Genomic DNA, 12,665 nt, shown 5'->3' on the forward strand with positions numbered 1-12,665 from the left:
GCCGTCACTCGCGCACCCGCGCCTCCCAGCGAAACCTCCCTACGATCTGAACATGAGAATTCGCACTGTTGGATGGGCCGCATTGGCAACCGCACTCGTGGCGGCAGGCGGCGCGCTCGCTTCCACTCTCGTGCAGCAGCGCCGCATCCAGGGCATGGAGCGGCTCGCGCAAACGATTCCCGTCAACTCCAAGTACTGGCGGGATCGCGCCAAAAAGAAGGGCGAGTTGCTCTATGTGGCGCTCGGCGATTCTGCGGCGCAGGGCATCGGATCGAGCAAGCCACAGCGCGGCTACGTTGGCGAGATTGCGCGGATGCTGCGCGAAACCACTGGCCGCAGCGTTCGGGTCGTTAATCTGAGCGCTTCTGGTGCGCGGTTGCGCGAGGCCATCGAGAAGCAGTTGCCTGCCCTCGCGAAGCTGGGCGTCGAGCCCGATGTCGTTACGGTCGGGATCGGCGCCAACGACATCGGCACGTGGGATCCCGCCCGGTTCGAGCGCGAGATCGAGCAGCTCTATTCTGCGATTCCCGCGCACAGCATCGTCGGCAATGTGCCGAGTTTTTATGTGGGCAGAGCACAGGCGAACGTGCGAGTGGCCAACGAGATGATTGCGGCGGCGGCGCAGCGGCACGGCCTCAGCGTGGCCCCTGTTCACCGCGAAACCCACCGGCTGGGCATGCTGCGCTACGCCCTCAACCAGGTGTCGCAGGATTTCTTTCACCCCAACGATCGCGGCTACCGCGCCTGGATCAACGCCTTTCTGCCACTCGTCGAGCGGCGCGCGGTCGAGCTCGTCGCCCAGCAGGCGGAGAGAGAGGCGGATGCCGCCGCTGGCGGTGTCGGCGGCCTCACCTAGGCTGGTCGCATGGCCCGCATAACCACCAACTTTCGCTGCTCTGAGTGCGGGTGGACAACCCTCAAATGGGCCGGTCGCTGCGGCGAGTGCCAAGCCTGGGGCACGGTCGCTGAGGCGGGCCAGACCACGGGCATCGCCCGCACACTTAAGCCCGTGGTACTCAGCGATGAGCGGGCGGCGCAGCCCATCACCGCCATCACGGCAAGCGCCGTGGCTCACTGGCCGAGTGGCATCGCGGAGTTCGACCGCGTGCTTGGCGGCGGCATTGTTCCCGGGGCCACCATCCTGCTCAGCGGCGAGCCCGGCGTCGGCAAGTCAACCCTGCTGCTCGAAGTGGCCTCCCGCGCGGCCGCCACAGGTAAGCGGGTGCTCTACGTTTCGGCAGAGGAATCCGTGAACCAGGTGCGGATGCGCGCCCAGCGCACCGGGGCGCTGCATGACAGCCTCTACTTGGCGGCCGAAACTGATCTCGCCACGATCATCGGGCAGATCGACCAGGTTCACCCCGATCTGCTCATCGTGGACTCTGTGCAGACGGTGTCGTCGTCGCTGAGCGACGGCCTCGCCGGTCAGCCCGGCCAGGTGCGCGAGGTCGCCTCCACGCTCATCCGCATCTCCAAAGACCGCGACCTGCCGCTGCTGCTCGTCGGCCATGTCACGAAAGACGGCTCGATCGCCGGCCCGCGCCTGCTCGAACACCTCGTCGATGTCGTGTGCCAGTTCGAAGGCGACCGGCAGACGGCGCTGCGATTCATCCGCGCCCACAAGAACCGCTTCGGACCAACGGATGAGGTGGGCTGCTTCGAGATGACCGGTGACGGCATCGCCGAAGTCGCCGACCCCAGCGGCCTGTTCCTCAGCCGCAGCACCGCCCCCGTCAGCGGCACCTGCGTCACCATCGCCACCGAGGGGCGCCGCTCCCTGCCCGTCGAGGTGCAGGCCCTCATCGTCAAGAGTTCGGCGCCTCAACCACGCCGCGTCACCAACGGGGTCGACTCCTCCCGGGTTGCCATGCTGCTCGCGGTGCTGGAGCGCCGCGCCAAACTGCCGCTCAGCAGCAGTGACGTCTACGTCTCAACCGTGGGCGGCATCCGCCTCACGGAGCCCGGCGCCGATCTCGCCATCGCGCTCGCGATCGCCAGCGCCTACAGCGACAAGGCGTTCCCCACCACGCTTGCCGCAATCGGCGAGATCAGCCTCGCGGGCGAGATCCGCAGCGTCAGTCATAGCAAGCAGCGGGCGGCGGAGGCACACCGACTCGGGTTCACCACCCTCGTTGACAGCACCAGCACACACCTGCGCGAAGCGATGCGCACCGCGTTCGCAACGACCGAAACGGTGCAGCCCGAAGTGCCGCAGTTTTAACGCTGCCGCACCTAGAGCAGGCGGAAGTAAACGGGCTCCGACTCGAGCTCGCCCAGCTTGACCACAAAGTAGTAGGTCGCGTCTCCCGCGGGAACCGCGGTGTTGCTGTTGTCGCACGGCGAAGACCGCGTGCGGTCCCATGCGAGCGGGGCCGTGCTGAGGGGAGTGTTGGGTTCCAACACCACGGGCGCATCGACGGGTTCCGTCTGGCAATCGGTCGAGAGCCAATAGGCCTCCTCGCCGCTGCCGACCTCAAAGACCTGCTGCGTCGTGCCCGCATTGACCGTGCAGGGAGAAGCCCCGATGTTGGTGAGCTGCAGGCTCAGCTGCGGAATCACGCCGGCGGCATAGGCGGTCTTGTCGGCAATCGCCTCGATCTTCACGCTCTGCGGGCGGCACGGTGTCTCCGGCCCGGCATCAACGACGGGTTCGTCGCTCGGCTTCGGGCTGCTCGATTCGCTGGCCGCTGGAGCAGTCGATGCTCCCGGATCCTTGCCGTCGGCAGCGCCGGGGCGCACCACGATGAGCACAATGACAATGATGACCGCGAGAAGGCCAAGTCCCAGCACCAGCCGGCGCCGCCAATACACCTGAGGCGACTGCGGGCCGACGGGGTTTCGGATCGTCGACATGTACTCAGACTAGCTAGAGAGTCTTGATCATCCGGGTATTGCCGAGCGTGTTGGGCTTGACCCTCGACAGGTCAAGAAACTCCGCAACACCCTCGTCGGGCGAGCGCAAAAGTTCGGCATAGACCTCGGGATCAACGGTCTCTTCTCCCATGGGCATAAAGCCGTGACGGGAGAAGAAGTCCACCTCAAAGGTGAGGCAGAACAGCCGGCTCAGCCCCAGATCCCGCGCGCTCTGCTCAAGCGCGGTCAGCAGCGCATGGCCGATGCCCTTGCCGAGATATTGCTTCGAAACGGCGAGGGTGCGCACCTCGGCGAGGTCCTCCCACAGCACGTGCAGCGCACCGCATCCGATCACGGCACCGGCTTCGTCGACGGCAACCTGAAACTCTTGGATGTTCTCGAAGAACACCACAAGATCTTTGCCGAGCAGGATGCGCTCCTGCACGAGAGGCTCGACGAGCGCCTGAATCTGCCGCACATCCCCCGTTCGTGCGGGGCGAACGGTGAAGGCCTGCGTCTCAGAAGTCACCCCTCGATGCTACTGCGCGACCGGTCAGGTCACACTCGCCCACATCCGCCCCACCACGCCGAGGGGTCCCGAATTCGCCTTCGCGGCGATCTCGTGGACGCATTTGGGACCCCTCGGCGGAAATGGGTGGGCGCGGGCGACTGCGGCGGCGGCGACGGCGGCGTTTGGCCGGTTAACGCACGAACCCGCCCCGGATGCTCCGGGGCGGGTTCGATGGTACGTAACGCTATTCGGCGATGGCCGCCGCTGGTGCCTCGATGGCCTCGCGGCCGGGCTGGCGGGTCGTGGTGAACACGTAGTCACCGTCGGCGTAGTCGACGTGCACGTGGTCGCCGGAGCCGAGTTCGCCGCCGAGGATGCGCTCGCTCAGTCGGTCCTCGATCTCGGACTGCATTGCGCGGCGCAGCGGGCGGGCGCCCAGAGTCGGGTCGAACCCGACCTTGATGAGCTGTTCCTTGGCCGCCGGCGTGAGCTCGACGGTCATGTCGCGGTCGAGCATGCGCTCGCCCAGGCGCTTGACGAACAGATCGACGATCTGCAGCAGCTCCTCCTTGTTGAGCTGCGGGAACACGATGGTCTCATCGACTCGGTTGAGGAACTCTGGCTTGAAGTTCTTCTTGAGTTCCTCGACAACCTTGGCCTTCATGCCGGCGTAATCCTGCGCGGCATTGCCCTCGATCGTGAAGCCGACCGGGCCACCGGTGATGTCCTTCGTGCCCAGGTTGGTGGTCATGATGATCACGGTGTTCTTGAAGTCGACGACGCGACCCTGACCATCCGTCAAGCGACCCTCTTCCAGAATCTGGAGGAGCGAGTTGAAGATGTCCGGGTGGGCCTTCTCGATCTCGTCGAAGAGCACGACGCTGAACGGCTTGCGGCGCACCTTCTCGGTGAGCTGGCCACCCTCTTCGAATCCGACGAATCCGGGAGGGGCACCGAAGAGGCGCGAAACAGTGTGCTTCTCGCCGTACTCCGACATGTCGAGCGAGATCAGAGCGTCTTCGTCGTCGAACAGGAACTCGGCGAGCGCCTTGGCAAGCTCGGTCTTTCCGACACCCGTGGGGCCAGCGAAGATGAACGAACCGGAGGGGCGCTTCGGGTCCTTGAGCCCGGCGCGCGTGCGGCGGATCGTCTTGGAGAGAGCCGAGATGGCCTGCTCCTGCCCGATGACGCGCTGGTGCAGGGCCTTCTCCATGAAGACGAGACGCGCGGTCTCTTCCTCGGTCAGCTTGAAGACGGGGATGCCGGTCGCAGAAGCCAAAACCTCGGCGATGATGCCCTCGTCGACGATTCCGGTCGAGCCGGCCTCGCCACTCTTCCACTGCTTCTCGAGGCGCAGGCGCTCACCGAGAAGCTTCTTCTCCTCGTCACGGAGCGATGCTGCCTTCTCGAAGTCCTGGTCTTCGATCGCGGCTTCCTTGCGCTTGCGCACGTCGGCGATGCGGTCGTCGAACTCGCGCAGCTCGGGGGGCGATGACAGGATCGACAGGCGCAGGCGGGCGCCAGCCTCGTCGATCAGGTCGATGGCCTTGTCTGGCAGGAAGCGGTCCTGAACGTAGCGGTCGGCGAGGTTCGCAGCAGCAACAATCGCGCCGTCCGTGATCGACACCTTGTGGAACGACTCGTACTTGTCGCGCAGTCCCTTGAGGATGTTGATGGTGTGCGGCAGCGACGGCTCGTGCACCTGCACGGGCTGGAAGCGGCGCTCAAGCGCAGCATCCTTCTCAAAGTGCTTGCGGTATTCGTCGAGCGTGGTCGCACCAATCGTCTGCAGCTCGCCACGGGCGAGAAGCGGCTTGAGGATGCTCGCGGCGTCGATTGCGCCCTCGGCGGCTCCAGCACCAACAAGGGTGTGGATCTCGTCGATGAACGTGATGATGTCGCCGCGGGTGCGGATCTCCTTGGTGACCTTCTTGAGGCGCTCTTCGAAGTCACCGCGGTAGCGGCTTCCGGCGATGAGCGAGCCGAGGTCGAGCGTGTAGAGCTGCTTGTCCTTGAGGGTCTCGGGCACGTCGCCGCGCACGATCGCCTGGGCAAGACCCTCGACGACGGCGGTCTTGCCGACCCCGGGCTCACCAATGAGAACGGGGTTGTTCTTGGAGCGACGGGAGAGGATCTGCATGACCCGCTCCATCTCCTTCTCGCGCCCGATTACGGGGTCGAGCTTGCCGTCGCGCGCGGCCTGCGTGAGGTTGCGCCCGAACTGGTCGAGAATCTGCGAACCACCCTGAGCCTGGGCCTGGTCGTTGCCACCGACCTGCACCTGCTCCTTGCCCTGGTAGCCAGAGAGAAGCTGGATGACCTGCTGGCGCACCTTGTTGAGGTCTGCGCCGAGCTTGACGAGCACCTGCGCTGCGACTCCCTCGCCCTCACGGATGAGGCCGAGCAGGATGTGCTCGGTGCCGATGTAGTTGTGGCCGAGCTGGAGGGCCTCGCGCAGCGAAAGCTCAAGAACCTTCTTGGCGCGCGGGGTGAAGGGAATGTGGCCGGTGGGCTGCTGCTGGCCCTGACCGATGATGTCTTGCACCTGCTCGCGCACGGAGTCGAGCGAAATGCCTAGCGACTCGAGGGCCTTGGCGGCTACGCCTTCACCCTCGTGAATGAGTCCGAGCAGAATGTGCTCGGTGCCGATGTAGTTGTGGTTGAGCATCTTGGCTTCTTCTTGCGCCAAAACGACAACACGACGAGCGCGGTCGGTAAATCTCTCGAACATCTCTAACTCCTCTGGCATCGGGCAGGTTGGATGCCGTTACAAAGAGAGTAACGAGGCGACCCTCGCGTTTGCTCCCGTGTTCGCCCTGGGCGTTAAGCGGGCGGTGCGCACGCAGGTGCTTCGCAGATTTCTTGCAGCTGCAGTTGCGCTCCATAACGACAATCGTTATGTTAACGATTGTCGTTGTTATCGATAAACGTTAGGTGCCCATGAAGACCACTGTGCCCGGCCCCACCATGAGCCTGAGCAACCGCGCCGACATCTACGCGACCATCGGAGTCGGCATCGTCGTTGCGATCATCACAATCGTGACGACCACGCTGCGCATCATCAGCATTGCGCCCAATGTCGACATTCCCGTGCTCGTTCCTTTTGCCGAGACGACCGCGGACCTGCCCATCGGCCCGGGCGGAAGCCTCGTGACGGTCGCGGTCGAAACCGCCACCGTCACCGCATCCCATCTGGCCGCCACCACGGTCGTCTCACTGGTGCTCTCCGAGATCGTCGGGGCTCTCACCGTTCTCGCCGTGACCACGCTCATCTGCCTGCTGTGCCGCAACATGCTCAGCGGAACGATGTTCAGCCGCACGAACTCGCGACTCGTCACGGCATCCAGTTTCACGATCGTCGTCGGCTGGGGCCTCGGAGCGATTCTCACGACGATGGGCGTCAACGGCACGTTCGGCACCCTCAGCGACTACAGCTACGACAACATCATCTTCACGATGGATTGGATGCCGTTCTTTTTTGCCATGACCCTCGGCGCCCTGGCCCTCGCCTTTCGAGCGGGCGAGCGGATGCAGCGCGATACGGATGGACTCGTCTGATGGGACAGGCAGCAGCACCCCGAGCAGCTTTTCGATATGTGATGTGGAGCAAATGATGACACAGGTACTCACCCCGACGCCGGGCAGGATGGCCGAGAAAGTAGTGCTCGGATTCATCACGGGTGGCGCGCTCGCGATTGCGGCGACCGAGGCTGTCTTCCTGGTGAGGCGACAGCTCGTAGGCCTGGCGAGCAACTCCGCCACCACTGTCTCGGGGATGACCGTGCAGGACGCTTCGGCTGACCGCGTCGCCGAGGCATCCACCCTCATCACCTCCGCCCAGTACGAGAACGTCTCCATCACCGTCGAGTCGCTCCCCGCGGAGGCGCGCGGGTACCTCATGGCGGCGGCGATCCTGAGCTCGCTCCTCGTGATCGGGATCTGCTCCGTCGTCGCCTGGCTGTGCGTGCGAGTCTTCGTAGGCCGACCCTTCGTGCACTCGGCGACCTGGGGCATCGGCGCCGCGGCGGTGCTCGTCATACTCGCCGGGCTCGGAACGCCCTTTCTTACGGGCCTAGCGCACGCGGAGATCGTGGAAAGTCTCGATCTCGAGGCGGCGGGGCTGCCTCTATTCATGGTGGACATCGATATGGCCCCGCTCGGCTGGGGTCTCGCGCTCGCGGTCGTGGCGGGTGCCTTCGAACTGGGCCAGCGCCTGCAGCGCGACACCGAGGGACTCGTCTGATGGGGCCACGGGCAGCCGACGAAGAGGAGACCGGCATCCATTGCCGACTCGACGAACTTCTCGAAGAACGAGGGATGACCCTCACACGGCTGAGTGAGCTTGTTGGCATGAGCATCGTTAACCTGTCGGTGCTCAAGAACGACAGGGCGCGCGCCATCCGCTTCTCCACCCTCACGGCCATCTGCGATGCACTCGACTGCACGGTCGGCGAACTGTTGGTGCGCTCCGACTAAAGCGTGCTTAGACTGACGCGCAAAAAGGAGTGCAACGCCATGAGACCACTTCGATATTCGATCAACGTCACCCTCGACAGCTGCTGCCACCACGAGGCTGGGCTCCCTCCAGACGAGGAGTCGATGCGCTACTGGACCGCTGAGATGGAGCGAGCCGATGCCCTGATCTTGGGCCGGGTGACCTACGAAATGATGGAGTCAGCGTGGCGAAAACCAGCGACGGGCGAATGGCCCGACTGGATGGAGGAGTGGGAGATCCCCTTCGCCGAAGCCATCGACAGCGCGAAAAAGTACGTCGTGTCGAGCACGCTCGGCGAGGTTGATTGGAACGCCGAGCTGCTGCGAGGCGAGCTAGGTCCAGCGATTGAGAGACTCAAGCAGGAGCCAGGCGAAGGCCTGTCGGTCGGCGGCGTGACCCTCCCCACGTCGCTGGCCGATCTGGGACTCATCGACGAATACGAGTTTCTTGTGCAGCCGGTAGTTGCCGGGCGCGGGCCCACACTACTTGCCGGACTGCGCGAGAGCATCCCACTCGAACTTGTGCATCGCCATGAGTTTGAGTCGGGGGCCGTCGCCCAGCGATACCGGCCCATTCCCGCTATGGCGTGATGCCAGCTGCTCTCGATCGACGGGACGACCTAACGGCACAAAGGTGAGCGGATTAGGGTCTGACCAGACGAGGGGAGTTCGACGTGTCAGACCACCAAGGTAACCCGCCCGACGACCAGCCACAGGGCAGCGATGGCGCCAGCGGCGCAGACGCTCAGGGCGCGGGTGCTGGCCCCGGCGCCGAGCCGCCCACCGAGGAGTTCAGCGGAGACGACCTGCCCACCAAGCCCATCCCGGTCGAAGGCGACGCCCCCACGCAGCGCCTCGATCAGGATGCTGAAACGGTGATGCTGGGCGCAGCAGACCCCGAGGCAGCCCAGGCGACCGCCCCGTTTGCATCCCACGTTCCGATCGCCTCGGCCGCTGGCGCGGGCGCCGCAGCAGCCGCGGAGACCGACGAGAAGAAGAAGAGGCCGTGGCCCTGGATCATCGCTGGGATCGTCGTTGCCGCGGTATTGGCGATCGCGCTTGCCCTCATCCTGCCGCAAGTTTTGGGCAATAGCGACGCGCCATCGACCTCGCCGAGCCCGAGCGAAACCCCCTCTGAGACGCCCACGCCCACACCCACGCCGACGGAAACCACTCAGGAACCTGCCCCGGTGCCGCCGCCCACGCCGACCCCGACACCAACGCCCGAACCGGTGCCGACGCCGACACCCACCCCGACTCCTACCCCGACACCCACCCCGACGCCTACACCCACCCCGACACCGACGCCCACCCCGACACCCACCGAAGAATAGGGCCCCATCGGGTGAGCCGCGCATCGCCCCGACCTGCGGGCGACGGCGTCCCCGGCCTAGGCTCGTTGCATGAGCAACCTCGACGTGAAGCCAGAGGAGCGCGTGTGCGCCGCTGCGCCCGCCGGCGACGGCGGCATCGTGCTGATCGAGCCACGCGATGTCCCTCTCGGGGGCCCTCGCGCCATGACGGTGCGGCGCACACTGCCCCAGCGCGGTCGTTCGCTCATCGGGGCGTGGTGCTTCGTCGATCATTACGGGCCGGATGCTGTGGCCGAATCGGGCGGAATGGTCGTGCCACCGCATCCGCACACAGGGCTGCAGACGGTGAGCTGGCTCTTCACGGGCGAGATCGAGCATCGCGACTCGACGGGCGCCCACGCGATGGTGGTGCCGGGTGAATTGAACCTCATGACCGCGGGCCGCGGCATCCAGCACTCAGAGGTTTCGACCCCGCAGGCAAAAACCCTGCACGGCGTTCAGCTGTGGACGGCGCTGCCGGACTCGTCTCGCCATGTCGAGCCGTTCTTCGAGAACTATGTCGCCACCCCTTTCGAGCATCAGGACGCCACCGTGAGCGTCTTTCTCGGCAGCCTTCTCGGGCGCGAGTCGACCGCGACAACATTCAGCCCGCTCGTCGGGGCGCAGATCGATCTGCCCGCGGACACCGAGATCAGCCTGCCCGTCGATGCCCGCTTCGAGCACGGCGTGCTCGTGGACACGGGCGAGGTGAGCGTCGACGACGAGGCTGTGCCCGTCGACCACATCGGCTATCGCGCACCAGGTTCTGACACTCTCGTGATCGCGGCGGGCTCAACATCCGCCCGGATCGTTCTCATCGGTGGCGAACCACTCGACGAGAGCATCGTGATGTGGTGGAACTTTATCGGCCGCACCCACGACGAGGTGGTCGCGTACCGCGAGCAGTGGATGCGCGAGGCCGTTGGCGGTGAGAACCCAGCCGGACGCTTCGGCAGCACGGTCTATGACGGCAGCCCGCTCCCGGCGCCCGAACTGCCCACGGTGCGACTGCGGGCGCGTGACTAGAGCCGCGGCGGCGTGCGTTAACCGGCGACGGCGGAGGTCACCACGTAGGTGATGCTGGTCTGCGAGTCGGCAACCGAGGCAGTGACAATGAGCGAGTAGTTGGTCCCCGTGAAGGCACCATTCGCGCTGTCGGCGGTCTCGTTGATCACGCTCTGCATGAAGCCCGCGTCGGTGAGCTGCGTTCGGATGTTGGCGAAGGCATCCGCAACCGGTTCCGTGGTCGTGATGGTCACGGTCCAGTTCTGGGTTCCGTTGACCTCGAGGCTTCCGCCGTAGGTGACCTCGCCGTCGATCAGTGGCACCTCGGCGGGAAAGTCTGCCGGAATCTCGCCACCCGACTCGACCTTGGTTCCCGTCGCGTCTTCGACCGCGCTCTCGACGCTTTCGCTGACGATGCCCTCAAGGGGCGTTCCACACGCGGTGAGCACGGGAGTCAGCAGAAGGGTGGCGACAATCGCGGTGGCGTGCAGCGCACGGCGGGGGATCGAAGGCACGGCAACTCCTCGGGTCTCGATGCGGCAATGCGCTCGCGTGCCGGCGGTTACGGCGCGGGGGTCTCGGGGGTCGGCTGTCCGAGCTTGGCGCGCTCCTCCGCCTCGATCCGCGCATAAACCTTGCGCTCCGTGCGGTCGGCACGAAGGATCGATCGCATGACCATCCAGAAGATGAGGCCGATCAGGATGGTCGGGGTGACCGAGAAGACGGCGTTAGCCCAGAAGTTTTCCAGCACGCCGCAAGTCTACGCGTCCAGCCTGAGTGCCTGGCCCCGCCGCTCCTGCTAGCGGAACAGACCGGAGACGACGGTCACGAGAAAGTAGAGCGCCACGACCCCCGCGAGAACCAACAACCCGATTCGGGCCGGTGGTATCTTCTTTCCTCCGGGAACGGCCATGAGCGCTACTTCACCAGCGGAAACAGGATGGTTTCGCGAATGCCGAGACCCGTGATGGCCATCAGCAGGCGGTCGATGCCCATTCCCATTCCGCCCGACGGCGGCATCCCGTGCTCGAGGGCACGCAGGAAATCCTCGTCCATGCGCATTGCCTCGACGTCGCCACGGCCGGCAAGGGTCGCCTGCTCCACGAAACGCTCGCGCTGAATCACGGGGTCGACCAGCTCGGAGTATCCGGTCGCCAGCTCGAACCCGCGGATGTACAGGTCCCACTTCTCCACTACGCCAGCCTTGGTGCGGTGGTCGCGCACCAGAGGGGAGGTGTCGACGGGGAAGTCCATCACAAAGGTGGGACGCGTGAGGCCGACTTTGACGTAGTGCTCCCACAGCTCCTCCACGAGCTTGCCGTGTGTGGGGTGCGGCACCTCGACCCCGACCTTAGCCGCGTGCGCGAGCAGATCGTCGAGGGAGGTCTGTGGCGTGATCTCGACGCCGGATGCTTCGCTGAGCGACTCATACATCGACACGCGATCCCACTGCCCACCCAGGTCGTACTCGGTGCCGTCAGCCCACGTCACGACGTGGCTTCCCGCTACCGCGAGGGCGGCGTTCTGGATGAGCTCCTGCGTGAGGTCGGCCATCTGGTTGTAGTCGCCGTAGGCCTGGTAGGCCTCGAGCATCGCGAACTCGGGGCTGTGCGTGGAGTCGGCGCCCTCGTTGCGAAAGTTGCGGTTGATCTCGAAGACCCGCTCAAGACCGCCGACGACGGCACGCTTGAGAAAGAGTTCGGGGGCGATGCGCAGGAACAGTTCGGTGTCGAATGCGTTGCTGTGCGTGACGAACGGGCGAGCGGATGCTCCGCCGTGCATCGTCTGCAGCATGGGCGTCTCGACCTCGAGGTAGTCGTGCCCGGCGAATGTTGCGCGGAGCGATGAGACGGCGGTGGCACGGGCCACGACGGTGTTGCGCGCCTGCTCACGCACGATCAGGTCGAGGTAGCGCTGACGAACCCGCGTCTCCTCGTTGAGCTCGGTGTGCATGTTGGGCAGGGGGCGGAGGGTCTTTGCGGCGACCTTCCACTCTTCGACCATGATGCTCAGCTCGCCGCGGCGGCTCGAAATGACCTCGCCCGAGACGAAGAGGTGGTCGCCCAGGTCGACGAGTTCCTTCCACAGCGCGAGAGACTCCTCGCCGACGGATGCCAGCGACACCATGGCCTGGATTCGAGAGCCGTCGCCCGCCTGCAGCGACGCGAAGCAGAGCTTGCCGGTGTTGCGCAGGTGCACGATGCGGCCGGCGACGCCGACCTTGACGCCCGTCTGAGCATCCGCTTCAAGGTCGGGGAACTGCGCGCGCACGGCAGGGATGGTGGTCGTGATGGGCAGCGAAACGGGGTAAGCCTCGTGGCCGCTCTCGATGAGACGCTCCCGCTTGGCGAGACGCACCTGCGTCTGCTCAGACAGCTCCGCCTCGGTGGGCTCGGCGGTGGCCTTGGTCTGCGTGGCAGAAGATTCGGTCATGCGGGGCAACGTCTCCT

At 65.4% G+C, this 12,665-nt stretch carries 14 protein-coding genes; 8 read left to right on the forward strand and 6 right to left on the reverse strand.

Translation table 11 applies throughout. The features are described 5' to 3' along the window. The first annotated feature begins 52 nt into the window (after positions 1 to 52). Both C2138_RS11370 and radA read left to right on the forward strand, forming a co-directional pair. Positions 53 to 856: an SGNH/GDSL hydrolase family protein gene (locus C2138_RS11370; RefSeq protein ID WP_108517944.1), complete on the forward strand. Its 804-nt coding sequence runs from the start codon at positions 53 to 55 to the stop codon at positions 854 to 856. A 9-nt stretch (positions 857 to 865) separates the two neighbouring features. After that, positions 866 to 2,221 (forward strand): DNA repair protein RadA, encoded by a 1,356-nt coding sequence (radA, locus tag C2138_RS11375; RefSeq protein WP_108517946.1) that lies wholly within the window; start codon positions 866 to 868, stop codon positions 2,219 to 2,221. An 11-nt stretch (positions 2,222 to 2,232) separates the two neighbouring features. Here radA and C2138_RS11380 read toward each other — a convergent pair whose 3' ends face one another. From C2138_RS11380 to C2138_RS11390, 3 genes are all read right to left on the reverse strand, one after another. Then, positions 2,233 to 2,853 carry a hypothetical protein gene (locus tag C2138_RS11380; protein ID WP_108517948.1) on the reverse strand — a complete coding sequence of 207 codons (621 nt, stop codon included), beginning with the start codon at positions 2,851 to 2,853 and terminating at the stop codon, positions 2,233 to 2,235. A gap of 13 nt (positions 2,854 to 2,866) precedes the next feature. Next, entirely contained in the window at positions 2,867 to 3,382 is a 516-nt protein-coding gene (locus tag C2138_RS11385; protein ID WP_108517950.1) for an amino-acid N-acetyltransferase, read from the reverse strand. A gap of 226 nt (positions 3,383 to 3,608) precedes the next feature. Beyond that, positions 3,609 to 6,095: an ATP-dependent Clp protease ATP-binding subunit gene (locus C2138_RS11390; RefSeq protein ID WP_108517952.1), complete on the reverse strand. Its 2,487-nt coding sequence runs from the start codon at positions 6,093 to 6,095 to the stop codon at positions 3,609 to 3,611. Positions 6,096 to 6,304: 209 nt separating this feature from the next. On the opposite strand from C2138_RS11390, the gene C2138_RS11395 reads away from it, so the two are divergent. From C2138_RS11395 to C2138_RS11420, 6 genes are all read left to right on the forward strand, one after another. Continuing rightward, positions 6,305 to 6,922, forward strand: coding sequence for a hypothetical protein (locus tag C2138_RS11395; protein ID WP_108517954.1), 618 nt, complete (start codon positions 6,305 to 6,307; stop codon positions 6,920 to 6,922). A 55-nt stretch (positions 6,923 to 6,977) separates the two neighbouring features. Further along, positions 6,978 to 7,607, forward strand: a complete 630-nt coding sequence (locus C2138_RS11400) for a hypothetical protein (protein WP_146181286.1) — start codon at positions 6,978 to 6,980, stop codon at positions 7,605 to 7,607. Then, on the forward strand, positions 7,607 to 7,840 hold the full coding sequence (locus C2138_RS11405; protein WP_108517958.1) for a helix-turn-helix domain-containing protein: 234 nt from the start codon (positions 7,607 to 7,609) through the stop codon (positions 7,838 to 7,840). Before C2138_RS11400 ends, C2138_RS11405 begins: the two co-directional genes overlap by 1 nt. Before the next feature lie 39 nt (positions 7,841 to 7,879). Then, complete coding sequence (locus C2138_RS11410; RefSeq protein ID WP_108517960.1) at positions 7,880 to 8,449, forward strand: dihydrofolate reductase family protein; 570 nt, start codon at positions 7,880 to 7,882, stop codon at positions 8,447 to 8,449. Between the two features lie 83 nt (positions 8,450 to 8,532). Beyond that, the gene (locus C2138_RS11415) at positions 8,533 to 9,192 is read left to right on the forward strand and encodes a DUF2970 domain-containing protein (RefSeq protein WP_108517962.1); all 660 of its coding nucleotides are present in this window, start codon (positions 8,533 to 8,535) and stop codon (positions 9,190 to 9,192) included. Positions 9,193 to 9,261: 69 nt separating this feature from the next. Then, positions 9,262 to 10,236 (forward strand): pirin family protein, encoded by a 975-nt coding sequence (locus tag C2138_RS11420; RefSeq protein ID WP_108517963.1) that lies wholly within the window; start codon positions 9,262 to 9,264, stop codon positions 10,234 to 10,236. Positions 10,237 to 10,253: 17 nt separating this feature from the next. On the opposite strand, the gene C2138_RS11425 is transcribed toward C2138_RS11420, so the two are convergent. The 3 genes from C2138_RS11425 to lysS all read right to left on the reverse strand — a co-directional run bounded on the left by C2138_RS11425 (position 10,254) and on the right by lysS (position 12,648). Then, positions 10,254 to 10,730 (reverse strand): hypothetical protein, encoded by a 477-nt coding sequence (locus tag C2138_RS11425; RefSeq protein ID WP_108517964.1) that lies wholly within the window; start codon positions 10,728 to 10,730, stop codon positions 10,254 to 10,256. Between the two features lie 47 nt (positions 10,731 to 10,777). After that, a complete protein-coding gene (locus tag C2138_RS11430; RefSeq protein WP_408640551.1) occupies positions 10,778 to 10,966 on the reverse strand; it encodes a hypothetical protein in 189 nt (62 codons plus the stop codon). Positions 10,967 to 11,133: 167 nt separating this feature from the next. Continuing rightward, a complete protein-coding gene (gene lysS / locus C2138_RS11435; protein ID WP_108517966.1) occupies positions 11,134 to 12,648 on the reverse strand; it encodes a lysine--tRNA ligase in 1,515 nt (504 codons plus the stop codon). Between the last annotated feature and the right edge of the window lie 17 nt (positions 12,649 to 12,665).

It is taken from the genome of Salinibacterium hongtaonis, assembly GCF_003065485.1.
GTDB lineage: Bacteria > Actinomycetota > Actinomycetes > Actinomycetales > Microbacteriaceae > Homoserinimonas > Homoserinimonas hongtaonis.